At 74.2% G+C, this 24,283-nt stretch carries 23 protein-coding genes; 9 read left to right on the top strand and 14 right to left on the bottom strand.

The genetic code is table 11. From position 1 onward, the window contains the following. Positions 1-6: 6 nt before the first annotated feature. From Q2K16_RS19830 to Q2K16_RS19820, 3 genes are all read right to left on the bottom strand, one after another. Positions 7-360, bottom strand: coding sequence for a nitroreductase/quinone reductase family protein (locus Q2K16_RS19830; protein ID WP_302739226.1), 354 nt, complete (start codon positions 358-360; stop codon positions 7-9). Between the two features lie 276 nt (positions 361-636). Further along, positions 637-1,494 (bottom strand): transglycosylase SLT domain-containing protein, encoded by an 858-nt coding sequence (locus Q2K16_RS19825; protein WP_302739225.1) that lies wholly within the window; start codon positions 1,492-1,494, stop codon positions 637-639. Positions 1,495-1,545: 51 nt separating this feature from the next. Beyond that, complete coding sequence (locus Q2K16_RS19820) at positions 1,546-2,361, bottom strand: hypothetical protein (protein ID WP_302739224.1); 816 nt, start codon at positions 2,359-2,361, stop codon at positions 1,546-1,548. Between the two features lie 385 nt (positions 2,362-2,746). On the opposite strand from Q2K16_RS19820, the gene Q2K16_RS19815 reads away from it, so the two are divergent. Continuing rightward, positions 2,747-3,565, top strand: a complete 819-nt coding sequence (locus Q2K16_RS19815; RefSeq protein WP_302739222.1) for a DUF2690 domain-containing protein — start codon at positions 2,747-2,749, stop codon at positions 3,563-3,565. Positions 3,566-3,610: 45 nt separating this feature from the next. On the opposite strand, the gene Q2K16_RS19810 is transcribed toward Q2K16_RS19815, so the two are convergent. The 6 genes from Q2K16_RS19810 to pdhA form a co-directional block, all read right to left on the bottom strand. Further along, positions 3,611-3,823 (bottom strand): hypothetical protein, encoded by a 213-nt coding sequence (locus Q2K16_RS19810; protein WP_302739221.1) that lies wholly within the window; start codon positions 3,821-3,823, stop codon positions 3,611-3,613. A 112-nt stretch (positions 3,824-3,935) separates the two neighbouring features. Continuing rightward, on the bottom strand, positions 3,936-6,749 hold the full coding sequence (locus Q2K16_RS19805; protein WP_302739220.1) for an LppU/SCO3897 family protein: 2,814 nt from the start codon (positions 6,747-6,749) through the stop codon (positions 3,936-3,938). A gap of 342 nt (positions 6,750-7,091) precedes the next feature. Further along, the gene (locus Q2K16_RS19800; RefSeq protein WP_168222356.1) at positions 7,092-7,229 is read right to left on the bottom strand and encodes a hypothetical protein; all 138 of its coding nucleotides are present in this window, start codon (positions 7,227-7,229) and stop codon (positions 7,092-7,094) included. A 217-nt stretch (positions 7,230-7,446) separates the two neighbouring features. Further along, a complete protein-coding gene (locus tag Q2K16_RS19795; protein ID WP_302746546.1) occupies positions 7,447-8,913 on the bottom strand; it encodes a dihydrolipoamide acetyltransferase family protein in 1,467 nt (488 codons plus the stop codon). Positions 8,914-8,918: 5 nt separating this feature from the next. Then, positions 8,919-9,908, bottom strand: a complete 990-nt coding sequence (locus Q2K16_RS19790) for an alpha-ketoacid dehydrogenase subunit beta (RefSeq protein ID WP_145917264.1) — start codon at positions 9,906-9,908, stop codon at positions 8,919-8,921. Further along, complete coding sequence (pdhA, locus tag Q2K16_RS19785) at positions 9,908-11,086, bottom strand: pyruvate dehydrogenase (acetyl-transferring) E1 component subunit alpha (RefSeq protein ID WP_302739219.1); 1,179 nt, start codon at positions 11,084-11,086, stop codon at positions 9,908-9,910. The genes Q2K16_RS19790 and pdhA overlap by 1 nt, the downstream gene beginning before the upstream one ends. Before the next feature lie 506 nt (positions 11,087-11,592). On the opposite strand from pdhA, the gene Q2K16_RS19780 reads away from it, so the two are divergent. Together Q2K16_RS19780 and Q2K16_RS19775 are read left to right on the top strand one after the other, a co-directional pair. After that, positions 11,593-12,540, top strand: a complete 948-nt coding sequence (locus Q2K16_RS19780) for a hypothetical protein (RefSeq protein ID WP_302739218.1) — start codon at positions 11,593-11,595, stop codon at positions 12,538-12,540. 219 nt (positions 12,541-12,759) lie between these two features. Next, a complete protein-coding gene (locus Q2K16_RS19775; RefSeq protein WP_302739216.1) occupies positions 12,760-13,302 on the top strand; it encodes a phosphatase PAP2 family protein in 543 nt (180 codons plus the stop codon). Positions 13,303-13,341: 39 nt separating this feature from the next. Here Q2K16_RS19775 and Q2K16_RS19770 read toward each other — a convergent pair whose 3' ends face one another. Continuing rightward, positions 13,342-13,626, bottom strand: a complete 285-nt coding sequence (locus Q2K16_RS19770; protein WP_368052490.1) for an NrtR DNA-binding winged helix domain-containing protein — start codon at positions 13,624-13,626, stop codon at positions 13,342-13,344. A 9-nt stretch (positions 13,627-13,635) separates the two neighbouring features. Between Q2K16_RS19770 and Q2K16_RS19765 the strand changes: the two genes are divergently transcribed. Continuing rightward, entirely contained in the window at positions 13,636-13,803 is a 168-nt protein-coding gene (locus Q2K16_RS19765) for a hypothetical protein (protein WP_302739214.1), read from the top strand. 15 nt (positions 13,804-13,818) lie between these two features. On the opposite strand, the gene Q2K16_RS19760 is transcribed toward Q2K16_RS19765, so the two are convergent. The 3 genes from Q2K16_RS19760 to Q2K16_RS19750 form a co-directional block, all read right to left on the bottom strand. Continuing rightward, a complete protein-coding gene (locus Q2K16_RS19760; protein WP_302739213.1) occupies positions 13,819-15,045 on the bottom strand; it encodes a hypothetical protein in 1,227 nt (408 codons plus the stop codon). 109 nt (positions 15,046-15,154) lie between these two features. Beyond that, positions 15,155-16,816 (bottom strand): GTPase, encoded by a 1,662-nt coding sequence (locus tag Q2K16_RS19755; RefSeq protein WP_302746545.1) that lies wholly within the window; start codon positions 16,814-16,816, stop codon positions 15,155-15,157. A 17-nt stretch (positions 16,817-16,833) separates the two neighbouring features. Then, positions 16,834-18,681 carry an ABC transporter gene (locus Q2K16_RS19750; RefSeq protein ID WP_302739212.1) on the bottom strand — a complete coding sequence of 616 codons (1,848 nt, stop codon included), beginning with the start codon at positions 18,679-18,681 and terminating at the stop codon, positions 16,834-16,836. Positions 18,682-18,888: 207 nt separating this feature from the next. Here Q2K16_RS19750 and dnaK point away from each other — a divergent pair, with 207 nt between their 5' ends. From dnaK to Q2K16_RS19725, 5 genes are all read left to right on the top strand, one after another. After that, positions 18,889-20,763, top strand: coding sequence for a molecular chaperone DnaK (dnaK, locus tag Q2K16_RS19745; protein WP_302739211.1), 1,875 nt, complete (start codon positions 18,889-18,891; stop codon positions 20,761-20,763). Positions 20,764-20,799: 36 nt separating this feature from the next. After that, entirely contained in the window at positions 20,800-21,543 is a 744-nt protein-coding gene (grpE, locus tag Q2K16_RS19740; RefSeq protein ID WP_302739210.1) for a nucleotide exchange factor GrpE, read from the top strand. Between the two features lie 81 nt (positions 21,544-21,624). Further along, a complete protein-coding gene (gene dnaJ, locus Q2K16_RS19735; protein WP_302739209.1) occupies positions 21,625-22,815 on the top strand; it encodes a molecular chaperone DnaJ in 1,191 nt (396 codons plus the stop codon). Between the two features lie 28 nt (positions 22,816-22,843). Next, positions 22,844-23,287, top strand: a complete 444-nt coding sequence (locus tag Q2K16_RS19730; protein ID WP_302739207.1) for a heat shock protein transcriptional repressor HspR — start codon at positions 22,844-22,846, stop codon at positions 23,285-23,287. A 238-nt stretch (positions 23,288-23,525) separates the two neighbouring features. Next, positions 23,526-23,729, top strand: a complete 204-nt coding sequence (locus Q2K16_RS19725; protein WP_302739205.1) for a hypothetical protein — start codon at positions 23,526-23,528, stop codon at positions 23,727-23,729. A gap of 98 nt (positions 23,730-23,827) precedes the next feature. On the opposite strand, the gene Q2K16_RS19720 is transcribed toward Q2K16_RS19725, so the two are convergent. Beyond that, entirely contained in the window at positions 23,828-24,259 is a 432-nt protein-coding gene (locus Q2K16_RS19720; protein WP_145917277.1) for a hypothetical protein, read from the bottom strand. Between the last annotated feature and the right edge of the window lie 24 nt (positions 24,260-24,283).

The raw sequence follows: 24,283 nt of genomic DNA, 5'->3' as shown, positions 1-24,283 counted from the left end.
CCGTCGTCAGCGGGCCAAATCGACGGTGACGGTGACCCGGCCCCGGTCGTCCCGGCGGGCCACCGCGTGCCCGGCCCGGTCGACCCCGTCGAGGTTCAGCGAGATCGGGCCGCCCGCGCCCAGGAAGTTCCGCCACCACTGCTTGGCGTCGGGCATCGCGACCTGGATGACCACCGCGTCGCCGGTCTGTCGGTACGCGACAGGCGTGCTGAACGTCCGCCCGGAACGGCGACCGGTGTAGGTGACCACGGCCAGGTGCCGCCGGAGGAACCGCCCCCAGCGTGGCGACGACCGCAGCGCCATGATCCGGGTGTTGAACGACCGCGCCAGTCCCGAGGGGAACGATCCTCGTTGACCCATCCGGGCCTCCGTCGTCGATGTGAAAGCTTCACGCCGACCGTAACACCGACGGGCCCCCGGGAACGTGGGTGAGGGCCGCGACCGCCGGCCGCCAAGGGGTCGGTGGGAGTGATACCGGCGTACACCGGTATGCCTGTCAGTCATATTTATGCCTGACAGGCATACCGCTCTCCAGGCAACGCATGGGTCGCCGTCGCCGCGCCCGGAGGGGCGGCTGGTCAGGGTGGAGCCGCGCGGGAGGGTCCGACCCCGCCCGCGCGGCCCCGGACGGGACGGTCAGCAGCGGCCGACCATCGTCTTCACGTCGTAGGTGGTGTTGACCCAGGTGTCGGCCACGTAGCCGGTCACGCCCGTCGCCGGGTTGGTGATCCGATCCCAGGTGGACGACGACCAGTAGCCACCGCTGACGTACTCGCCGAAGGTGTAGCAGGCGATCCGGACGGTGGTGCCGTAGGCGACGGAGCCGGCGATGCCGTAGGTGGTGCCCGGCCCGGTGCGGATGTTGAGCGACGGGTTGGCCAGGATCGTGCCGGTCACGGCCGGCGGGTCGCCGGTGCCACCCAGGCGGGCCACGGCCGCCTGCGCCGCGGACAGGTAACCGGCGTACGCCCCGTTGTTGTACGTCGACCAGGGCTGCCAGTTGCCGCCGCCGCTGGAGATGCTGTAGGCGGCGTTGGCGTTGCACTGGGCGTTGTAGGCGCAGGTGTCGTTGACGGTGGGGTGGTAGCAGTTGTTGATCTGCCACAGCCCCCGGTCCAGCGAACCGTTGGGGCAGCCGGCGGTGGGGCCGTTGCTGCCGACCGCCGACGGGTTGCAGGAGGACTCGGCCATCGCCACGGCCACGGCGGTGACCAGCGGGTCGTTCCGGAAGCCGGCGGCGTAAGCCACCTGGGCGCACAGGTCGATACCGACCGCGTTGACGCCCACCCGGTCCGCCTTCGCGCCGGTGGCGGGGCCATCGACACTGGCCGGCCCGGCCTGGTCGGCCGGGCGGGGGGCCGGGGCGGAGTGTGCGGCACCGGTGGGTGCGGCGGTGGCGGGGGTGGGCATGACGCCGACGGCGGCGACCAGCGTCAGGCCGAGGGTCAAACGCAGGGCGCCCCGGGCCGCGCGGGTGGGAAGGGGGAGACGCATCATGATCCTTTCAGCGGACGACCGGGAGGGGAACCGGGTGCGGTGGGGGCGTCAGCGCCCGGTCCACTCCGGGTCGGCGTAGGACCAGCCGAGGTACGGCGCACCGGGCCAGGTCTGCGAGACGCGGCGGACGGTGGCCGCCGAGGTGATGTAGTTGCCGTTGCCCTCGGAGAGCATCACGTGGCCGTAGTACCCGTTGATCGACGCGGCGGCGTAGAAGACCAGCGCGCCCGCCGGCGGGGTGCCCGTGGTGCGGATCAGGCCGCGCGAGTACAGCGAGTTGTAGTGCACGATCGCCGAGGCGTAGCCGCTGGCCGCCCGACCGTAGGCGTGCCCGACGAAGTTGTCGCACCAGCCGTCCCACTGGTGGTTGGAGTCACCCAGGTCCCCGTTCGTGTACGCCTGGCCGATGACCGACCGGGCCCAGGCCAGCGCCCGGTCCTCGCGGGTGCCGGTGGGCGGCGGGGTGGTGGAGCACTCCGGCTCACCGGGCAGGTACTGGTTGAACCCCGGCGTGTTGGTGTAGTAGTCGCTGATCCAGCCGCTGGCCGGGGCGCTGATCCGGTGCCAGACCGAGTTGCCGGAGATGTTGCGTCCGCGTACGGCGCACTCGGCCGTGAACCCGGTGCCGTCGCCGAGGACGGCCACCGTGCCGGCGCTCGCGTCGTACGGGCTGGTGCGCACCATCAGGCCGGCACCGCCCGTACCGGCGACGCTGTAGCCGGTGATCCCGGCGAACGACGGTGCGGCCGTGCCCGCCAGGACCATCACCGTGACGCCGCAGGCGGCGAGGACCCGTACGGCGAGCCTCGGCAGTGCTCGGCGGGATGTGCGGCCCGGGGGGTTCGAGCCGTTCGGCTGGTACACGCGGTTCTCCTGTCGAGAGGTCGGCGCCGCACCGGAAGTGGTGCGGCGTACCCGTCGGACGGTGGTCCGTGCGGTCCGGTATCCCCGGGGCGAACGTCGATTTCGAGCCGAACGGATGCGTGTCAGGCCCGACACTCGCCGTGAGATCATATTTACCGGCACCTATCCGGCGGGTGGCTGCTCCGGGGTCGATCCTGTCGTGACGCCCGCCTGTAAAGCACTGGCTTGACGTGCGTTGACACCAGGGTTTACACGCAGGGGAGGGTCCATGACGGGTCGAAGCGGACGAGACGGCGAGCAGGTTGCCGGCGATGCCCGGCACCACGAATTCATCGCTGATCTCGCCCGGCTCCGGCGCGATGCCGGGCAGCCGTCACTACGCAGGATGTCGGCGACCGCCCACTACTCGCACACCGCGTTGGCGGGGGTGCTGTCCGGTGCCCGCCTGCCGTCGCTGGAGCTGACCCTGGCCTTCGTCCGGGCCTGCGGCGGCGACGAGGCGGCCTGGCGGGACCGGTGGCACCGGGAGGCCGCACTGGACCAGCCCGCCGGGCCGACCCCCGATGGGTCGGCAGGTGAACCGCCGGAACGGTCCACACCGGAGACTCCGCAGTCACCGCCCCGGCGTACCCCGGTGCCCCGGTGGGCACTGGTCGCGGCGGCCGGGGTCACCGTGCTCGTCGCCGGCTCGGTCGTACCGACACTCGCCGACCGGGAGCCCCGGACGAACCGGCCCCCGCAGCGGGCGGTCGACGCGTCCGGCCCGGCATCCACCGACGCGGCAGCCAGCGCCGGCACGGCGGTCGCCGACGGGGCCGACCCGCAGGAGGAACGCTGCCAGGTGGACGCGGTCAGCGCGGAGACCGTCCCGGTGCCCGACCCCGACCCGACGCAGCCCCGCTACGGCAGCCTGACCCTGCGCTACTCCCCGCGGTGCCGGGCGGCCTGGCCGCTGTTCGTCTCCACCGAGCGGGTGCCGACCGGGGCGACCATCCGCCTGGTGGCCACCCGCCCCGTCGACGGCGCGGCCAGCCGGTTCGACTACCCGTTCATGATCAGGAGCCAGGTGTACAGCGTGTTCGGCAACGTGCTGCGGACCACCCGGGGCTGCGTGTCGGTCACCGTCGACATCACCGCGGCGGACAACAGCAGCGTCCTGGCCAGCGCGCGCACCCCGTGCGTGCAGCTCGGTGCCCGGACATGACACTGCCCTCCGCGCCGGTGCGGAGGGCAGTGGTGGGCCGGTCGGTCAGACGTGCTGGGTCTCGGTCGTCGACGGGTGCAGCTCGGCGGTGGTCTCCGTGACGAACCGGCCGGTGCTCGCGCTGCGGTGGACCTCCTGGTCCCCGCCGTTGCCGACCTGCTCGGTGGTCGTGTGCCGGGGGTCCCGGTCGGTGGTGCCCTCCGTGACGAAGCGTCCGCTGCGAGCGCTGCGGTTGACCTCGTTCTCGTTGCCTGCCATGGGGTGACCTCCTCGGGCTACGTCAATGTCCCCATAGACTGCCCAGTCCGCACGGCCCGAAACACCGACGGCGGGGACCCGGTCCACCCGGGTCCCCGCCGTCGGTACGCCGTTACTGGCCGGCCGGCTTCAGGCAGAGCACCCGGTCGACCCCGCCGCCCTGCAACACCACGTGCGGCTGGGCCGGGTCGGCGCACTTCTCCTTGGCGTCCACCTTGGAGACGACAGTGAAGGCACCCTGCTCGTCGCAGCTCGCCGCGCTCGCGCCGGTGCCTGACTGCTTGACGCAGGAACCGACGGCCGGGTTGAACGGGGCCGGCTTGTCGTCGTCCGAGCCGATCTTGCCGAGCAGCATCAGCAGGCCCAGCGGGACGGCCAGGATCAGCACCGCCACGATCAGCACCAGGGCGAGCACCCGCCCATTGCGTACCTTCGGTGTGGGCTGCTCGGCCTTCTGCTCCGGCTCCGGTTCCGCCTCCGGCTTGAACGCGTCGAAACGCCCCTGCTCCTGCTCCGGCTCACCCGGCCAACCGGTGGAGCCGGACGGCTGGCCGCCCGACCCGAACTGCTGGCCGCCCGGCCCGAACTGCTGCCCGGCGGGCGGGAACGGTGAGGCGTACCCGCCGTGGGCCGGGTCGTGTGCCGGGTGGCCGTACCCCGGCACGGGTGCGGTGCCGGCCGGTGCGCCGCTGGTCGGGCCGGCCCCGAACGGCTCGGCCGGCCGGTCCGCCGGACCGTGCGGACGGGTGCCGTTCATCGGCCGGTTGCTGCCCGCCGGGTCGGCGAAGGCGGGGATGCCACCGCCGAACGCGGGCGGGGCGGCGGGCGGCGCGGACGACTGCGGGTCACCGCCGAAGCCGTGCTGCCGCTCCTGCTCGTCGAAGCGGGGACCGTCGAACCGGGTCCGGTCCTGGTCGGCGAACCGGGCATCGTGCTGCTCGGGCCGGCGGGGGTCGGGCTCCTCCGCCTCCTCCGGCGGCTCCGGACGGGCCGGTCGGCCGTACACCCGGGGTTGCGGGACGACCGGGCCACCCGGATGTGCCCCCTGGTCGCTCGGGGGTGCGACCCGGCTGGCCGTCGGCACCGAGGCGCTGGCCGAGGCGCGGCCGACCGCGCCGGGCTCACCGGCGTCGGCCGTCGGCACCGAGGCACGGCCGGCACCCTCGGACTCGGGCGAGAGCCGCTGGGCGGGCAGTGCCGGGCCGGCCGGCAACTGCGGCTGCTCCGGCGTACCCCAACCGGCCGCCTCGCGGCCGTGCGCCTGCTGCTCGCCGGGGCCACCGAACGAAGCCGGCGGCACGTAGTCGGCAGGCGGCGCGGCGGCCAGGCTGGCCCCCGGAACGCGCTGCTCCTGCGGCGGGAGCGGCACCATGTTGGCCGGCGAGATGCCGGGAGCGGGCCCCGGCTGGTAGATCGGCTGGTCGTCGCCACGCCGGGGCTCCCAGCCACCCTCGGCCGGCTGGCCGGCGGGCTCGGCGCGACCCCACGCCTGCTCGGGCGCCCACGGCTCGCCCTCCGGCACGACCGGGCGCTCGGCACCTGGCCACGGCGGCTGCTGGTGGTCGTTGCCGGCCCAGGCGGGCGGACCGTCCGGCGCGGCGGCCGAGGCGGACGAGCGCGCGGGCTGCTCCGGTGCCGCCCAGCCGGCCCCGGACTCCGGGCGCTCCGACGACGGTACGGCGGCCGCCCCCCGCTGCGCGGCCGGTGCCGGCCACTCCTGACCCGACGCCGGGTCGTCCTGACGCGGCTGGTCGGCGCGGGCGGGCGCGTCGGTCGGCCAGCCGTCCGGGGTGGCCTGCTCGCGCTGACCCTCCCACCGGGCCGTGGCGGGCTCGTCCGGGGCCCCCCACTGTGGCTGCCGGTCGCCCTGTGGCTGCCGGTCGCCCTGTGCGCCGTTCGGCCAGTCGCCGGAACGGCCGGAGTCGTCCGGGCCGGGGCGGTTGGCGGCCCAGCCACCCGAGCGGGCCGGATCGTCCTCGGTGGACCAACCCTCGGCACCCGGGGTGGGGCCCGGTGACACGGGTGCGCCGGGGCCGCCGGCCTCCGGCTGCGGCCACGCCGCCGTCTGGTTCACGGGCTCCGCCGGGGCCGGGACGGGCACCGAGGCCCGGCCGGCGGGGCGGTGCGGCTCGTCGGTGCGGGGCTGCCCGGCCGCCCATCCGCCGGAGGTGCCCGGCGCGTCCTGGGGGTGGGCCGGCCAGCCACCCCGCGCCGGGTCTGCCCCCGCCCGGTCGTCGGCCGGCCAGCCGGCGGGGCGGGTCGGCTCGTCCTGCTGCTGCGGGGCGGGGGCGGTGCCCCAGCCGTTGGCACCCGGGGCGGCCTCCCGGGGCGGGGCGTCCTGACCGGACCAGCCGGCGGGGGAGGTCGGGGCGGGGTCGGCCGGCGGGGACCAGCCGCCGCCGGCGGGGTTGTCGGGTTGCGGCACCCGGGCGGCACCCCGGGCACCGGCCTCGGGCTGCGCCCAGGCGGGTGCGGGCTGCTCGGCCCGCGGCCAGCCGGGCTCGCGCGACGGCGCCCAGCCGGGTTGCGGCGAGGGGTCGGGCTTTCCGGCGGCCGGCGCGGTGGCCCAGGCCGGCTGCTCGGGCTGCCCGGCCCAGGCGGGCTGGGGTGGGCCGGCCGGCGGGGTCCACGCCTCGGTGGACGGTGTCGCGCCGGGCGGCGGGGTCCACGCCTCGGTCGGCTCGGACTGCTGCGGAACCTGCGCGCCGCCCCAGCCGGCCGGCTGGTCGGGTGCCGACCAGGACGGACCGGGCGGGTTGGCCCGGCCGGTGGGGGGTGGTGGGGCCCAGCCGAGGTCGGGGGTGGCGGGGACGCCGTACCCCGGGTCCTGCTGGGGCTGTCGGTCGCCGTACGGCGCCGGTCCACCGGAGCCCGGCGGCGCCTCGCCCGGCTCCTGGCCGGGACGGTGCTGGCCCTCGGACGTCATGGGTGCGCCTCCTCCATCACATGTCGGCCGCCGATGCCGTCCGTCCGGTCGGCCGTGTCGCCGGTGCCCGGCGGTTCGGCCGTGCGGTCTCCCCGCACGGTATCCGGTACGCGCGCGTGGCCCCCATGCAGCACCGGCCGTCACTCCGCGTCGCCGGACGGTGTCGATCGGCTTCCATCCGTCGCGATCGGTGTCCGGGTCGGCGGGTGGCGACCGGAACCACCGTACCGGGCGTCGTGGCGGGGTGGAATCCCGGTCTCAGCGGGTTCGGAACGCCGATGACCCGCCCGGGGCCCGGGCGGGTCATCGATCTGGAGGAGGGAGAGGAAAGTCGGTGCCGGGTCAGCTCATGTGACGCTGGGCGATCGCGAGAATCTCTTCGCGGACCGCCGGCGAGTTGGCGGAGCGCAGCGCGTGCTCGATGGCACGGGCCCGACGGTTGGCGTCACGACGGGTGCGGATTCGCTCGATCATGCTCATGGTGGTCTCTCCTCCGGCTATTCGGTTGTCAGCCCCTGATGAGTCCATTGAACACCCATCAGGCGGCGATCGCCATCGATTACTAGGTGAGCTGCAACACGGGCTTACGGATCGTAGGTCAACAAGCGATCTGGACCACTATTTCTTCCCCCAACGGCAACGGCCGGTGTGCCGGGCGTTCACCCTGGGCACACCGGCCGTCGCCGGACGTCACCGGTCAGGTCCAGGCGAGCAACGCCGCCTCCGGGTCGGCGAGGAAGTCCCCGATGTCCCGCAGGAACTTCGAACCCAACTCGCCGTCGATGATCCGGTGGTCGAAGGAGAGCCCCAGGGTGGTCACCTGGCGCGGCTTGACCTTGCCCTTGTGGACCCACGGCAGCTCACGGACCGCACCGAAGGCCAGGATCGCCGACTCGCCAGGCGGCAGGATCGGGGTGCCGGTGTCCACTCCGAAGACCCCGACGTTGGTGATCGTCAGGGTGCCGCCGGACATGTCCGCCGGGGAGGTCCTCCCCGCCTTGGCCGTCTGCACCAGACCCGTGAGCGCATCGGCCAGCTCACGCAGCGTGAGCCGGCCGGCGTCCTTGATGTTCGGCACGATCAGGCCGCGCTCGGTGGCCGCCGCGATGCCCAGGTTGACGTACTCCTTGACCACGATCTCGTCGCCGGCCCACGTCGAGTTGACCATCGGATGCCGCCGGACCGCCAGCAGCACCGCCTTGGCGACCAGCAGCAACGGCGAGACCCGCACGTCGCGCCAGTCCCGCCGTTCGCGCAGCCGGTCCAGCGCCTTCATCGTCCGCGTCACGTCCACGGTCAGGAACTCCGTGACGTGCGGGGCGGTGAACGCCGAGCGGGACATGTTCTCGGCGGTCAGCCGGCGTACCCCCTTGACCGGGATGCGCTGCTCGCGGTCCGCGCCGAAGCTCGCGCCCGAGGTGGCCGGCGGTGTCGCCGTCACCGGCTCGGCCACCGCCGCGCTCCCCGCCACCGCCCGCTGGACGTCCTCCCGCGTGATCGACCCCAGCGGCCCCGACCCGACCAGCGTGGCGAGGTCGACCCCGAGGTCCTTGGCGAGCTTGCGCACCGGCGGCTTCGCCAGCACCGGCCCACCCACCCTCGGTCGATCATGGACTGGTGGTGCCGGTTCTGCGGCTACAGGGGAGGTTTTGTCCCCCACCACAACTCCATGATCGGCGGGGGCGGGGGCGGGGATGGGGGTGGGGGGTTTGCGGGGGCGGCGTTTGGCGGGGGTGGTGCGGGGGCCGTAGCCGACCAGGACGGCCGTTCGGCCACCCGGGGCTACGCCGCCGATCAGGCCGGGCTCGACCATGCCCTCGGCCGGGGCGACCTGGACCGCGGCCAGGGAGGCGGCCGAGGGGGTGGGCAGGTCGGACGCGGCGGCGGAGGTCGTCGACTCCGGCACCGGCCCGGCTCCCGGGTCGGTGTCGATCGCGATGATCGGGGTGCCGACCTCGACCGTGCTCCCCTCCGGGTGGAAGATCGAGCGCACCTCGCCTGCCCACTTCGCCGGGATCTCGACGGCCGCCTTGGCCGTCTCCACCTCGACGATCGGCTGGTTCAGTTCGATGACGTCGCCGACCTTGACCAGCCAGGCGAGGATCTCGCCCTCGGTCAGCCCCTCGCCCAGGTCGGGCAGGTTGAACTCCTTGATCCGGGACATCGCGCTCACCAGCCGAAGGTGCGGTCGACGGCGTCGAGCACCCGGTCGAGGTCGGGCAGGTACTCCTCCTCCACCCGGCTGGCCGGGTAGGGGGTGTCGAAGCCGGTGACCCGCAGCACCGGGGACTCCAGGGAGTAGAAGCACTCCTCGGTGATCCGGGCCGCGATCTCCGAGCCCAACCCCAGGTTGCCCGGGGCCTCGTGGACGACCACGCACCGGCCGGTGCGCCGCACCGACTCGTACGCGGCGGTCAGGTCCAGCGGGGAGAGCGTACGCAGGTCGACGACCTCCAGTTCCCGGCCGTCCTCGGCGGCGGCGGTCGCCGCGTCCAGCGCGGTACGCACCATCGGGCCGTACGCCAGCACGGTCGCGTCGGTGCCCGGCCGCACCACCCGGGCGGCGTGCAGCGGGTACGCCCCGGACAGCGGGGTGTCCAGGTCGACCGGACCCTTCTCCCAGTAGCGGCGCTTGGGCTCCAGGAAGACGATCGGGTCGTCCGAGGCGATCGCCTGCTGGATCATCACGTACGCGTCCTGCGGGTTGGCGCAGGTCACCACCTTCAGCCCGGCGGTGTGCGCGAAGTACGCCTCCGGCGACTCGGAGTGGTGCTCGACCGCGCCGATGCCGCCGCCGTAGGGAATCCGGATCACCATCGGGATGGTGACCTTGCCCTGCGAGCGGTAGTGCATCTTGGCCACCTGCGACACGATCTGGTCGTACGCCGGGTAGACGAAGCCGTCGAACTGGATCTCGCAGATCGGCCGGAAGCCCCGGATGGCCAGGCCGACGGCGGTGCCGATGATGCCGGACTCGGCCAGCGGGGTGTCGATCACCCGCTGGTCGCCGAAGTCCTTCTGGAGGCCGTCGGTGATCCGGAAGACGCCGCCGAGCTTGCCGACGTCCTCGCCCATGATGACGACCTTCGGGTCGTTCTCCAGCGCCCGGCGCAGGCCGGTGTTGAGGGCCTTGCCCAGGGTGAGCGTCTCCGTGGCCATCAGTGCGCGCTCCCCTCGAACGACTCCAGGTACCTGCTGAACTGGGCCCGCTGGGCGTCCAACTCGGGGGAACCGTGCGGGTAGACGTGGTCGAACATGCTGACCGGCTGCGGGTCGGGCAGGTTCAGCACCCGTTCGCGCAGGTGCACCGCCTCGGCGCGGGCCTGCTCGTCGACCTCGGCGAAGAAGTCGGCGTCGGCGAGTTGCTGTTTGTCGAGGAACGCCTTCATCCGGGCGATCGGGTCCTTGGCCTGCCAGGCCTCGACCTCGCTGGCGATCCGGTAGCGGGTCGGGTCGTCGGAGGTGGTGTGCGCGCCCATCCGGTAGGTGTACGCCTCGATCAGGCTGGGGCCCTGGCCGAGCCGGGCGTTGTCCAGCGCGTGCCGGGTCACCGCGTACGACGCGAGGACGTCGTTGCCGTCCACCCGGACGCCGGGGAAGCCGAAGCCGCCGGCCCGCCGGTAGAGCGGGACCCGGGTCTGGCGCTCCAGCGGCTCGGAGATGGCGTACTGGTTGTTCTGGCAGAAGAACACCAGCGGGGCGTTGAAGACGCTGGCCCAGACGAACGCCTCGTTGACGTCGCCCTGGCTGGTGGCGCCGTCGCCGAAGTAGGCGATCACCGCCTCGCCGTCCTCGGTGCCGGTCCTGCCGTCCATGTGGACGCCCATCGCGTACCCGGTCGCGTGCAGGGTCTGCGCCCCGATGACGATCGTGTACATGTTGAACTTGAACTCGTTCGGGTCCCAGCCGCCCTGGTCGACGCCGCGGAACAGGCCGAGCGGCATGATCGGGTCGATGCCCCGGCAGTAGAGGACGCCGTGCTCCCGGTAGGTCGGGAAGGCCATGTCCTGGCTGCGCAACGCCCGCCCGGAGCCGACCTGGGCCGCCTCCTGGCCGAGCAGCGAGGCCCACAGGCCCAGCTCGCCCTGGCGCTGCAACGCGGTCGCCTCGGCGTCGAGCTTGCGGACCAGCACCAGGTCGCGGTAGAGGCCGCGGTACTCCTCGTCGGTGAAGTCGACGCGGTACTCGGTGCCGTCCGGGCCGGTCGCGCTCGCGATCCGCTCGCCGGCCGGGGTGAGCAGCTGTACGAGTTCCGGCTCGCCGGTCGTGGCCCGCCGGGACCGGGGTGCGGCTCGCCGGCCGCGGCTGCTGGAGACCGCAGGGTCGCCCTTTGCCATCCGTCTCTCCCTGTCGTGTCTGTGCCCGAGCCGGGGGGTCACCCGTCCGCGCACAACGTGCGCCGGCCCGGCTGTTGCCGGACTGGTTCCTGGCGGTCGTGCCTGGCCCCGGTGGGGGTTGCCGCACGACCTGAGCCGGATCCTTGGGTCGAACCCGGTTCGGGAGCGTCGGCCACCAGCCATGCCTGCCACGGGGTACGCGGAGGGGCGGCTGCGTTGCCGTCGTGCCTGAATGATTGCAGAGGAGGTGAGCGGCCCCACAGTACGGCCCTCCCGCTGGTGGCGACATGTCCGCTTGGTGGCCCGTGGACTTTTTTGTCACCGTGCTGCCGGCAGCACGGGCAGCACGGTGACGGACTTTTTGTGTGTCGACACGCTGTGGTGCCTGGTGAACTGGGCGTCACTGGGTCAAGCTGACCGGTATTGGTGGGCGTTTGGCGAATAATGTCCGTTCTGGCCCGTGCTGCCCACCGACGAACACGTCCAGGTCGACGAGGGAGTGTGCGGTGTCCGAGCCAGGTGACGGTCCTCCGGTCCCCCTCCTCGGGCGGCACCGGGCCGGCGGCGGCAGCTACCGGCGGATGATCGGCGTCCACCGGGCCCCTGGTCTGGGCGGGCCGCACCGGGGCTACCTGTTCACCGTCGCCCTGCTCGCCGGGGCAGCCTCCATGCCGGTCCTCGCCGCGATCAGCGCCGGCTCCGCCACCGTGGGCAGCACCGCGTTGCCGGACGGTGGCACGCCCTTCCTGCCCACCCCGTCGGTCGGGCCGGTCGTCGTCCCGGTGCCCGCCACCGGCCAACCGGCCCTGCCGCCGACCGCCCCGACCAACGTGCCCCCGCCGCCCGCGCCGGCCCCTGCCCCGGGCACCGACGGCACCGGCTCCACCCACCGTCCCGCACCACCCCCGGCGGGCCCCGCCGTCACCCCCCGCCCCGTCCGGCGGACGCATGCGCCGGCCGCCCCGGTCCGCCCCACCCCCACCGGCTCGCCGAGCCCGAGTACGGAGCCGAGCCCGAGCGCGGAACCGAGCGTCGAACCGACGGCCACTCTCTCCGAACCGCCACCGGGCCCGTCGCCGACCTCGGCCCCCTCCGACACCCCCGAGCCGGCACCCACGCCCGAGCCGACCCCCGACCCGACATCGACCCTGGAACCCGGCCCGACGCCGGGGCCCACGGCCGGACCGTGCCCCACCGTCACGGTCACCGTGGTCCCCACCCCGCGTCCCCGACCCACCGTGACGGCCATCCCGACCCGCGCCCCCCGTCCCGTCCGGCTGCGGGACGACACCCGCCCCGTGCCGCGCGTCGGACCGGCCCCCGCCCGGGTGCCGGCCCCGACCGCCCGCCCGTCGGCCACCCCGGCCCCCGCGCCGCAGACGCCCGCGGTACCCGCGCCGACCAGCCACGACGGCACCGGCCCGGACGGTACGGTGACGAACGACGCCGGCTGAGCCGCCCACGGTGCGGCCACCGGCGGCCGGCCACCCCGGCGCGACCGACCGGCCGGCACGACAAGCGGGGGCGGAACGCTGAGTACGCGCGACGAGGGCGGTCACCGGCCGGCGGACGACCCCGGACCCTCCCCGACCCGCGACGCCCCGTCCTCCCCCGACCCGGTCCGTGTCGGGCGGGCGGGGGCGACGACCCGGGTGGCCCGGTGGGTGACCGAGGTGAGCGCGCCGGCCGTCCTGGTCACCGGGCTGACCGTGGTGATCGGCTGGCACGGCGCGGGTGGCGTACGGGGGCTGGCCTGGGGGCTGCTCGCCACGGTGTTCGCCGCCGGCATCCCGTTCGCGTACATCCTGGGCGGGGTACGCCGGGGCCGGCTCACCGACCATCACATCGGGCGGCGTGAGCAGCGCCGGGTGCCGCTGCTGTTCGGGCTGGTCTCGGCCGCCGCCGGGCTGGCCCTGCTCGCGGCGCTCGGTGCGCCGCGTCCGGTGCTGGCCCTGGTCGCCACCGGGGTGGTCGGTCTGGTGGTGGCGGTGTCGGTCAGTCACTGGTGGAAGATGTCGATCCACTCGGCGGTCGCCGCCGGCACGCTGGTGGTGCTGGTGCTCACCTTCGGTCCCCGGCTGCTGCCGGCCGTTCCGCTGCTCGGCCTGGTCGGCTGGTCCCGGGTCCGGCTGCGCGACCACACCGTCGCACAGGTCGTGGCCGGCGGACTGGTGGGTGCCCTGGTGGCCGGGCTGGTCTTCGCGGCGCTGTCCTGAGCCCTCCGCCGCCCTGGACGGCGGCCGTCGGCAGGGCCGTCAGGGCTCGGGGCGGAGCATGGGCGGGTGGAGCCGGGTCGCCGGGCCCCGGCGGAACAGTTGGGCGGGCCGCCCCCGGTCGCCCTCGGTGGCGCGGCCGACGGGGCTGACGAAGCCGGGGGTGCCGGTGACCTTACGGTGGAAGTTGCGCGGGTCCAGCCGGGTCCCCCAGACCGTCTCGTAGACCGTCCGCAGCTGGGCCACCGTGAACTCGGGTGGGCAGAAGGCACTGGCCAGCGGGGTGTACTCCAGCTTCGCGCGGGCCCGTTCCAGGCCGTCGGCCACGATCAGGTCGTGGTCGAAGGCGAGCTGGCCGGGGGTGAGCCGGGTGACCGGCACCCACTCGGCCGAGGCGGCGTCCGAGCCGGCGACGGCCTGGAGACCGACCGGTTGACGCTGCGCTGGGGCCAGCGCATCCGTCTCGACGTCACCCCCGGCCGGCTGGCCCTGGTCGAGCCCTGACCGGTGGCCGGCCGGTCAGGGGGTGTCGTCGCCCAGGCGCTGCCGGTTGGCCTCGATCCAGGCGTCCAGCGCGACCGGGTCGTCCGGGTCGACGCCGTCGGCCATCAACTGGGCCACCGCCGCCGTCGCCGGGCTGCGCCGCTCACCAGTCGAGTAGAGCCTGGCGAACTCCGGTACCAGTTCCTCGATCGCCTCGTCGGTCTGGGTGACGGCCCGCTCGGGCAGCCCGCGTCGCCGCGCCGCGAACGCCGTCCAGGCGCGCAGCACCCGGGGCAGCAGCGCCGCGTCGTCCATGTCCAGCACCGCCCGCCGATGCACCCAGTCGAGCAGGAACAACCCGGCCACCGCAGGACTCCAGCGCAGCGGATCGGCGTCCGGGAAGCTCGCCGAGTGGTCGAAGAGCAGGCCGAGGCAGAAGTGCAGCGAAGCCAGTTCGGCATCGCCGTCGAGGGTGTTCAGCCCGTACCGGGCCGCCTCGGGGGCGGCCAGGAAGGCCCGGACCAGCGCGGTGCGCTCGTCGCTGGAGAGCGGTTCGGCGGGCCAGCCGGCAGTGTCGGCGCTCGCCTGCGGCAGCACCGCGAGCCGCGCCCCGACCAGCGCCCGGTCGGTGGCGAGCGAACCCTCGGCGGGCAGGTCGCCGAGGTCGTCGGTGATCTCCAGGTGGCGGCCCACCTCGCCGTGCATCCGGGCCGGGTCCTCCTCCCGGAACCAGGTCAGGTCGTCGTCGGCGCACATCTGCCGGACCTGCGCGAGGATACGTTCGGCCGGACCGCCGACGAAGACGTCCTTGGTGATGCCGATGTTGTGGTCGACCAGCGCGACCAGGGCGTGCTCCGGGCCACCCGACTCGTCGTCGTAGGCGAAGGTGGCCAGGTAGGAGGTCTGGTCGCCGTACACGTCGCCGTAGGACCAGGTGCCGGTGAGGTGGACCCGGCCGAGCTGATCGGCCCAGGCCGGCGCCTGCGCGCCGGGGCGGACCTTCGCCGCGCCCTCGGCGGTCGGGACCAGCGCGGCGAAGACCTGCCGGATGGTGGTGGCGGCGGCCGTGCGGCGGCGGGAGGTGGCGGCGAGGAAACCGGAGACGAATTCCCGGACCGCCGCTTCCCGGTCGGTCTCGGCGATCGCGTAGACGCTGCCCAGCAGCGCCGTGCCGAGCATCTCGGCGTCGAGCGCGCAGTCCAGCCTGGTCACGTCGCGGGCGGCGGACAGCACCGCGTCGTAGGGGGTCTGTGGCGTGGCCATGGCACGACCCTACGCCGCCGCGCCGCCCCGGACACCCGTGCCGACGCCCGCGTTCACCGGCCGGTGTCCGGGCGTCCGTCGATGGCTGCCGGGCGTTGCCCGCCGGAGTTCAGCCGGCGGCGTCCTGCCAGGCGCGGCGGGCGAGGGCGTACCTGTCGACGAGGTCCCGCACGGGGGTGAGGACGTACTCCGCGCCGACCCGGGCGACCTCCTCGGTGAGCCGCCCCTCGGCCCGCTGGCGGGCCCGCCGGGCCGCCCACCGGATCACCGGCCCGGTCACCGCCGCCACCAGCAGGCCGGCGAGCAACCCGCCGAGCAGCAGCACGGTGGGCAGCGGTGTCGCACCCACCCGGGGGTACTCCAGCGCCGGCAGCCCGAGCGCGCGCAGCGCGTAGCCGAGCACCAGCCAGCCCAGCCCGACCACGGCGGCGAGGGTGACCAGCCACTGGACGCCGCCCACCAGCCGCCACCACAGCGGCCGGCGCTCCATGCCCAGGTCGGTGCCGGCGACCGCCGCGTCCAGCGCGTCCGGCAGGTCGGCCAGGCGGGACCGGGCGGCGGCGGTCACCGCGGCCGGCCAGGGGGCGGGCAGGTCTTCGCCGGAGCGGTCGCCGACCGCGCGGATGGCCAACCCGAGGGCGGACTGCTGGGCGGCCGTCGGACCGGGCACCGACGTCGCCGCGAGCGGGGGCTGCGCCGGCTGCTGCGGGTCGGTCGCCGGGCCGGGCAGGTGCAGTCGGCGCAGCGGGTCGGGGCGCAGCCGCCGCCACCCGCGTACCGGCGGCCAGCCGGTCGCGGCACCGGCCCGCTGCCGGTACGCCCCCTCGACCGCTCCCGCCACCGTCGGCACCCCGGCCGCGTCGGCCAGCGCCCGGTCCAGGGTGCGGATCGTCTCCGCGTCCGGGGTGTGCCCGGGGGCCTCGACGGCGACCAGTTCCCCCAGCGCGGCCGTCACCGTGTCGGCGTCGCCCCAGAGCCGGCGCAGCGCGGCCTGCCGGTCCGACACCGCCCGTTCCAGCGCCTCCCGCAGCCCGGTCATCCCGTCCGGCTCGACAGCCGTGGTGGCCAGCAGCGGCACCCCGTCGAGCCCGTCGACGTCGAGCAGCCGACGCAGGTCGGCCAGCACCCGGGGCAGTTCGGCCGGGGGCAGCCGGTCGGCCTGGTTGAGCACCACCACCGTCACGTCCCGGTGCCTGTGGAACTCGCGCAGGTAGCTCGTGTGGATCACCCGGTCGGCGTACTTCTGCGGGTCGACCACCCAGACCACCAGGTCGACCAGGCCGAGCAGCCGGTCCACCTCCAGCCGGTGGGACCGCTGTACCGAGTCGAAGTCGGGCAGGTCCAGCAGGATCAACCCGTGCAGGGCGGACTCGTCGTCGCCGTCCAGCGCGCTCTCCCGGACGAACCGGTGCCGGGGCAGCACGCCGACCCAGTCGAGCAGCCGGTTGCCGCCGTCCAGCGGCCCCCACACGCAGGCGTGCGCGACGCCGGTGGTGGGCCGGCGCACCCCGACCGGGGAGAGTTCCAGCTGGGCCAGGGCGTTGAACAGGCTGGACTTGCCGCTGCCGGTGGCCCCGGCCAGCGCCACCACGGTGTGGTCCCGGGACAGCGACAACCGGGTGCCGGCCCGCTCGACCAGGGTGTGCGCGCCGACCAGCCGGGTGTCGGGCACCTCGCCGTCGACCGCGTCGAGGAACCGGCGCACCGCGTCGAGCCGGGCCACCAGGGCGTCGGCGTCGACCCGCTGGTCACCCCGGAGCGCCTCGCGCATCCGGCCGACGATGTTGGTCACCGGATGCCGTCCTCGGTGGTCGGGGTCGGTAGCGCCGGGCCGGCCTGGTCGGCGAGGCCGCTGCGGTGCCGGGCCAGCTCGACCCGGGCGGCAGCCCGGCGCAGGCCGGCGGCGGCCTCCGGACCGGGCCGGGCGGCGTCGGTGCGGGTCAGGTAGCGGGCCGCCTCCTCGTCGAGCAGCGCGCGGACCCGCTCCAGCAGGTCGTCCCGGGCCTTCGCGGCGAGGGTACGCACCGCCTGGTCGCCGAAGATCGCCTGGAGCACGGCCTGCGCGGCGACGGTGGTGCCCGCTCCGGTGGCCACCTCCAGACCGGTGGGGATGAACGCGGTGGAGGCGAAGACGGCGATCATCACGGCCAGCCCGGTGGCGTTGACCGCGTACGCGGCCGTACGGGCCACGAACCGCCGGTCGCCGCCCTCGTCGCGGACCAGCTCCAACACGGCACGCTGCCAGTCCCGGACCAGCCGTTCGGCCCGTTCGGGCAGGTCGGCCGAGGCGTGCGCCAGCGGCGGTTCGAGCAGTGCGGCCCCGGCCGGGTGTGCCTTCCAGGCGGTGTACGTGTGCTCCGCCGCCTCGGCGGCGACCCCGCGCAGCAGGGTGACCAGTTGTGACTCGATGGCGTTGCGCAGCTCGGTGGCGGGGGTGGCGGGCCGGCCGGTGACCGCGGCGACGAGCCGGTCGCGCAGCCTGCCGATCCGGGCCTCCAGCGTCCGGAAGAACTCGCCGGTGCCGACGAACTCCTGCCAGCGGGCGAGCACCTCGCCGCGTAGCAGCCGGCCGTCCTTCAGCCCTTCGGTCACGGTGCGGTGCGCGGCCTGGTAGGCGGCCCGGACCCGGTCGTCGAGCGCGTCGGCGGCGGCCACCTGCTCGTCGGCGGCGTCGGCGAGCGCCTCGACCGTGGGGTGCAGCGAGGCGAGCGCACCGTCCAGGGTCTGCCGGACCACGGCGGCGCGGGCCTCGGCGTCGGCGGCGAGCCGGGCGAACCAGCCGCCCAGCGGCGCGGTCACCCGGTCGGGCAGCAGACCCTGGCCGTCGACCCAGGTCTCGGGCAGGACGAACAGCGGCGCCGCGCCCAGCTCCTGGGCGGCGAGCATCTCGGACAGGTGGGCGGCGATCTCGTCGGCGGCCTCGGGGGGCACCCGGTCGAGCACCATGGCGATCGAGGCCCCCCGGGAGCGGGCGGTGCGCAGCAGTTCCCAGGGGACGGCGTCGGCGTACCGGGCGGCGGTGGTGACGAAGAGCCAGAGGTCGGCGGCGGCGAGCAGTTGGCCGGCGAGGGCACGGTTGGCGTCGACCACCGAGTCGATGTCGGGGGCGTCGAGGAAGGCCAGCCCCGGTGCGAGCGCGGGGGCGGTGACCAGGTGCAGGGTGCCCGGGTCCTCGCTGGGCTCGTTGGTGCGGGTCAGGCCGGGCAGCAGCTCGCCCTGGCGGAACCAGGCGGCGTCGGCGGGGTTGCAGACCAGCACCGGGGAGCGGGTGGTGGGGCGCAGCACCCCGGCGGCGCTGACCCGGGCCTGGACCAGGCTGTTGACCAGGGTGGACTTGCCCGCGCCGGTGGAGCCGCCGACGACCACGAGCAGCGGGGCGTCGAGTCGGGCCAGCCGGGGCAGCAGGTAGTCGTCGAGCTGGTCGGTCAGCGCCCGGCCGGTGTGCCGCGCCGGCTCGGCCGAGGGCAGCGCCAGCGGGAACCGGGCCGCACCGATCGCGGCCCGCAGGCCGGTGAGGGCGGCGGGCAGGCCGTCTCCGGTGGGGCCGGGCGGCGTCTCGTCGGTCTCCGACGACCCGGTGCGGGCGGCGACGGGGGGCGCGCCGGACCGGGTGGCGGGATCGCCGTGCGTCGTCACCGCTAAAGCGTGCCCGACCGATGCAACAGAGACAACCGGAGGGTAGTAACGGTCAGGTTGCGTCGGGTCGGCTCAACTCGACTTGCGCTTTGGCGATCGCGTGGCACTATTGAGTCAAGTTCACTCAACTTGTGGTGCGGTCGCTCCGGGCGGCCCGCCGGGCAGGCCCTCTGACCTGCCCATCCGTTACGAAGCGAGGAAGCGAAGATGGCACGTGCGGTCGGTATCGACCTCGGCACGACGAACTCCTGCGTCAGCGTTCTCGAGGGCGGTGAGCCCACCGTCATCGCCAACGCTGAGGGCTCGCGGACGACCCCGTCGATCGTCGCGTTCGCCCGCAACGGGGAGGTGCTCGTCGGTGAGGTCGCCAAGCGCCAGGCGGTGACCAACCCGGACCGGACCATCCGCTCGGTCAAGCGGGAGATCGGCACCAACTGGACCGTCGACATCGACGGCAAGAAGTACACCCCGCAGGAGATCTCGGCGCGCACGCTGATGAAGCTCAAGCGGGACGCCGAGGCCTACCTGGGTGAGCAGATCACCGACGCGGTGATCACCGTGCCCGCCTACTTCAACGACGGCCAGCGCCAGGCCACCAAGGAGGCCGGCGAGATCGCCGGCTTCAACGTGCTGCGGATCGTCAACGAGCCGACCGCCGCGGCCCTGGCGTACGGGCTGGACAAGGGCTCCAAGGAGCAGACCGTCCTGGTCTTCGACCTCGGTGGCGGCACCTTCGACGTGTCCCTGCTGGAGCTGGCCGAGGGCGTCGTCGAGGTCAAGTCGACAAGCGGTGACAACCAGCTCGGCGGCGACGACTGGGACCAGCGCATCATCGACCACCTGGTGAAGACGTTCCGGGGCGAGCACGGCATCGACCTGGGCCAGGACAAGATGGCGCTCCAGCGGCTCCGCGAGGCGGCCGAGAAGGCCAAGATCGAGCTGTCGGCGGCCACCACCACCAACATCAACCTGCCGTACATCACCGCCGGCTCGGCCGGCCCGCTGCACCTGGACGTGACGCTCAGCCGCGCCGAGTTCCAGCGGATGACGCAGGACCTGCTGGACCGCTGCAAGGGCCCGTTCGAGCAGGCCGTGAAGGACGCCGGCATCAAGATCGCCGACGTCGACCACGTGATCCTGGTCGGCGGCTCCACCCGGATGCCGGCCGTGACCGACCTGGTCAAGCAGCTCACCGGCCGCGACCCGAACAAGGGCGTCAACCCGGACGAGGTCGTCGCCGTCGGCGCGGCCCTGCAGGCGGGCGTGCTCAAGGGTGAGGTCAAGGACGTCCTGCTGCTCGACGTGACCCCGCTGAGCCTGGGCATCGAGACCAAGGGCGGCATCTTCACCAAGCTCATCGAGCGCAACACCACCATCCCGACCAAGCGCTCCGAGGTCTTCACCACGGCCGACGACAACCAGCCGTCGGTGCTGATCCAGGTGTTCCAGGGCGAGCGGGAGATCGCGGCGTACAACAAGAAGCTCGGCACCTTCGAGCTGACCGGCCTCCCGCCGGCGCCGCGCGGCGTGCCGCAGATCGAGGTCACCTTCGACATCGACGCCAACGGCATCGTCAACGTGCACGCCAAGGACCTGGGCACCGGCAAGGAACAGAAGATGACGATCACCGGCGGCTCGTCGCTGCCGAAGGACGACATCGAGCGGATGCGCCGGGACGCCGAGGAGCACGCCGACGACGACAAGCGTCGCCGGGAGGAGGCCGAGACCCGCAACGTGGCCGAGGCGCTCCAGTGGCAGACCGAGAAGTTCCTCGCCGAGAGCGGCGACAAGCTGCCCACGGAGAACCGGGAGCAGCTCAACGAGGCCCTCGGTGAGCTGCGCGGCGCGCTCGGCGGCCAGGACATCGAGAAGATCAAGGCGGCCCACGAGCGGCTCGCCCAGGTCTCCCAGCAGGCCGGTTCGCTGCTCTACTCGCAGCAGACCGAGCAGGGGGAGCAGCCGGGCGCGGCCGGTGCGGGCGCGGGTGCCGGAGCCGGTGCCGCCGGTGCCGCCGGGGCCCCGAAGGCGGGCGGCCCGGACGACGTGGTCGACGCGGAGATCGTGGACGAGGACAAGAAGTGACGGTCCGCGCCACCGCACAGGGAACGAGGTAGTCGTATGACGGAGAAGCCACGAGCCGCCGACCCGGGCACCTCCGGGTCGACGCCGGGTGGCTCCGCGCCCACCGACGACGGGCCGCGGGTCGTCATCCGGGACAACCGCAAGCTCGGCAAGACCGAGGAGACGCCCGCCGCCGCCGACGCCGGGGCCGACGTCCCGGCCGAGGGGCTGGTCGAGGAGTCCGAGGTGGTGGTCGACGAGATCGAGACCGAGGCCACCGCCCTCGACGATCCGGCGCCGACCGGTCCGCCGGTGGTGGACGCCCCCGCGCAGCCGGTCGACGGCAGCGCCACGGGCTCCCCGCTCGGGGCCGAGCTGGAAGCCCTCCGGGCCGAGCTGGACGAGCGGACCCGGGACCTGCAACGGGTGTCGGCGGAGTACGCCAACTACCGCAAGCGGGTGGACCGGGACCGGGGTGTGGTCCAGGAGCAGGCGACCGGTTCGGTGCTCGCCGCGCTGCTGCCCATCCTGGACGACCTGGACCGGGCCCGGGAACACGGCGACCTGGTCGGGCCGTTCGGCACGGTGGCCGAGCAGCTCACCACGGCACTGGGCAAGTTCGGCCTGACGCCCTTCGGCGAGCAGGGCGACCCGTTCGACCCGACCCGGCACGAGGCGGTCGCGCACCAGACCTCACCGGACGTCGACGAGCCCACCTGCGTGCAGGTGATGCGTCGGGGTTACCTGCTCGGCGAGCGGCTGCTGCGGCCGGCCATGGTCGCGGTCGCCGACCCGGAATAGTGCACGGCCATCCGGTCGCCCCGCCCGCCCGCAACGGTGGGCGGGGCGACCGGGCCACATCTCACGGAAGGGGGTGGACCGGTGAGTTCCAAGGACTGGATCGAGAAGGACTTCTACGCCACGTTGGGCGTGGAGAAGTCCGCCTCCTCGGACGAGATCAAGAAGTCGTACCGGAAGCTGGCCCGGGAGTCGCACCCGGACCACAACCCCGGTGACCCGAAGGCCGAGGAGCGGTTTAAGGCCGTCTCCGAGGCGTACGCGGTGCTCGGCGACGACGCCAAACGCCGCGAGTACGACGAGATGCGCTCGCTGTTCGGCTCGGGCGCGTTCCGTCGGGGCGCGCGCGGCGCGGGTCAGCCCGGCGGGACCCCGTTCGACGTCTCCGACCTGTTCGGCGGCGGTGGCGGGGACAGCCGGTTCGGTGGCGGCGGCTTCACCGACCTGTTCAGTTCGATCTTCTCCGGTGGCGGTGGCGGTGGCGGTGCCGCCGGCCCGACCCGGGCGCGTGGCCCGGCCCGGGGCCGGGACGTGGAGGCCGAGGTCGCCCTCGACTTCGGCGACGCCGTCCGGGGTGTCACCCTGCCGTTGACGTTGCGCGCGCCAGGGGTCTGCGACACCTGCCACGGCAACGGCGCGAAGCCGGGCACCCAGCCGACCGCCTGCCCGGTCTGCCACGGTGCCGGGGTGACCACCCGGGACCAGGGGTCGTTCAGCTTCTCCGAGCCGTGCCGCAACTGCCAGGGCGTCGGGACGGTCGTCGAGGAGAAGTGCCCCGAGTGCCAGGGCACCGGCGGGGTCACCAAGACCCGCACGCTCACCGTCCGGTTCCCCGCCGGGGTGGCCGACGGCCAGCGGATCAGGCTGGCCGGGCGGGGCGAGCCGGGGCAGCGCGGGGGGCCGGCGGGCGACCTGTTCGTGCAGGTGAAGGTCCGGCCGGACGACCTGTTCGGGCGTACCGGTGACGACCTGACGCTGGCCGTGCCGATCACCTTCGCCGAGGCGGTACTCGGCACCGACCTGCGGGTGCCGACGCTGGACGGCGCGGTGACCCTGCGCGTCCCGCCGGGCACCCCGTCCGGGCGGGTGCTGCGGGCCCGGGGCAAGGGTGTCGTACGACGGGACGGGCGGGCCGGCGACCTGCTGGTCACGCTGGACGTGGTGGTGCCGGCGACGGTGTCGGACGAGGCGCGGGCGGCGCTGGAGTCGTTCGCCGACGCGACGCCGCCGGCGGCCCGGGAGCATCTCGACGCGCGGGTGCGTCGGGTCGGTTGACCGGTGGACGGGTGCGGAGGTGAGTGGGATGTCGGACGGGTTCGTGGGTTCGGGTGACCCTGCCTACGAGGCCAAGGTGCTGATGATCTCGGTTGCGGCACGGATGGCGGGAATGCACCCGCAGACGCTGCGCCAGTACGACCGGCTCGGCCTGGTGCAGGCCGGCCGGGCGGCCGGTGGCGGCCGACGCTACAGCGTGCGGGACGTCGTCCTGCTGCGCGAGGTGCAGCGGCTCAGCCAGGACGAGGGCGTCAATCTGGCCGGGGTGAAGCGGATCATCGGGCTGGAACGCCTGGTGGAGCAGGCCCAGCAGCGGGTGGCCCGGCTGGAGGCGGAGTTGGCCGCCGCGTACCGGCGGATCGCCGAGCTGGAGACGCTGGCCAGCGGGTTCTCCCGGGGCGACCTGGTGCCGACGAACCGGACCTCGACGGCGTTGGTGGTGTGGCGTCCCCGCCGCGCCCCCGGCCGCTGATCCTCCGCTGCTCCGCCGCGCCGTCCGGGGCCGGCCCGGCATGATCGACACTTCTGGCTGCGAATAGCGGTGTCCCCTCGACGGGATGCCGCTATTCGGCGTATCTGGAGTGGATCTCCCGAGGCGGGGACTCCAGCCGGCGGGGATTACGCATTCCCCCGCCACGGGCAGGGGTGTCCCGTTAACCTGTGAATCAGGCGTAAGCGGACTAATCCGGACTCTGAGGGTGGGGGGAACCGTGGCGGAATCGGCGAAGAACCTGGCCCGGCAGGCGGAGGAACGGCTCAACCGGGTGGCCGAGAACGTCCGGGAGAAGTTCGACCGGGTCACCGAGGGCAAGTTCTCCGACACGGTGAAGGACGGCAGGTTCGCCGACCGGAACGCTCCCGGGAAGGACCGGAAGCAGACCGAGGCGAAACGCCGTGAGCAGGGCGGATCGTGACGCTGACGATCCGCCGACGTGCGGGCCGGGACCCACGGGGGGCCCCGGCCCGTTCGCCGTCCGGGCGCGGTGCGGACGGGCCCGGCCCGACCGCGACGTCAGCCGAGGCGGCGGTTGTCCCGGACCAGGCCACCCTCGCACCAGTCGTGGTAGGTGAACAGTTCCTGCCGGGCCAGCAGCATCCGGCTGTTGTGCGCCCAGTTGCGCACCAGTTCGTCGCCGTCGCGCTCGGCCTGCTCCACCAGCTTGCGGAACCGACGCCGGGGATGGGCGCGGAACTTCGTCCGGATGCCGTCGGCGGCGTAGATGTAGAGGCAGTGCAGGGCGAAACGGCGCGCCGGGCAGGCCGGGTCCCGCGCCAGCTCGAAGAGGGTGAGCACCAGGTGATCACCCGCCACCAGCAGGTCCCAGTCCTGGGGTAGCGAGGTCAACGGCACCGAGTCGGGTTGGTACGCCCAGGCCCGCAACTCCGCCGGTGACGGGTCGACGGGGTTGGCGAAGCCGCGGAACGTCGGACCGTGCGCGCTCACCGGCAACCTTCCCGCTCACGCCCG

This window comes from Micromonospora cynarisoli (genome assembly GCF_030518815.1).
GTDB classification, from domain to species: Bacteria; Actinomycetota; Actinomycetes; order Mycobacteriales; family Micromonosporaceae; genus Micromonospora; species Micromonospora wenchangensis.
This window is presented reverse-complemented; position numbering and strand designations above follow the sequence as displayed.

Coding starts and splice junctions, on each gene's coding strand:
- Q2K16_RS19830 (WP_302739226.1), bottom strand. CDS start 360: ATGGGTCAACGAGGATCGTTCCCCTCGGGACTGGCGCGGTCGTTCAAC.
- Q2K16_RS19825 (WP_302739225.1), bottom strand. CDS start 1,494: ATGCGTCTCCCCCTTCCCACCCGCGCGGCCCGGGGCGCCCTGCGTTTG.
- Q2K16_RS19815 (WP_302739222.1), top strand. CDS start 2,747: ATGTCGGCGACCGCCCACTACTCGCACACCGCGTTGGCGGGGGTGCTG.
- Q2K16_RS19810 (WP_302739221.1), bottom strand. CDS start 3,823: ATGGCAGGCAACGAGAACGAGGTCAACCGCAGCGCTCGCAGCGGACGC.
- Q2K16_RS19805 (WP_302739220.1), bottom strand. CDS start 6,749: ATGACGTCCGAGGGCCAGCACCGTCCCGGCCAGGAGCCGGGCGAGGCG.
- Q2K16_RS19800 (WP_168222356.1), bottom strand. CDS start 7,229: ATGAGCATGATCGAGCGAATCCGCACCCGTCGTGACGCCAACCGTCGG.
- Q2K16_RS19795 (WP_302746546.1), bottom strand. CDS start 8,913: ATGTCCCGGATCAAGGAGTTCAACCTGCCCGACCTGGGCGAGGGGCTG.
- Q2K16_RS19790 (WP_145917264.1), bottom strand. CDS start 9,908: ATGGCCACGGAGACGCTCACCCTGGGCAAGGCCCTCAACACCGGCCTG.
- pdhA (WP_302739219.1), bottom strand. CDS start 11,086: ATGGCAAAGGGCGACCCTGCGGTCTCCAGCAGCCGCGGCCGGCGAGCC.
- Q2K16_RS19760 (WP_302739213.1), bottom strand. CDS start 15,045: ATGGCCACGCCACAGACCCCCTACGACGCGGTGCTGTCCGCCGCCCGC.
- Q2K16_RS19755 (WP_302746545.1), bottom strand. CDS start 16,816: ATGCGCGAGGCGCTCCGGGGTGACCAGCGGGTCGACGCCGACGCCCTG.
- dnaK (WP_302739211.1), top strand. CDS start 18,889: ATGGCACGTGCGGTCGGTATCGACCTCGGCACGACGAACTCCTGCGTC.
- grpE (WP_302739210.1), top strand. CDS start 20,800: ATGACGGAGAAGCCACGAGCCGCCGACCCGGGCACCTCCGGGTCGACG.
- Q2K16_RS19730 (WP_302739207.1), top strand. CDS start 22,844: ATGTCGGACGGGTTCGTGGGTTCGGGTGACCCTGCCTACGAGGCCAAG.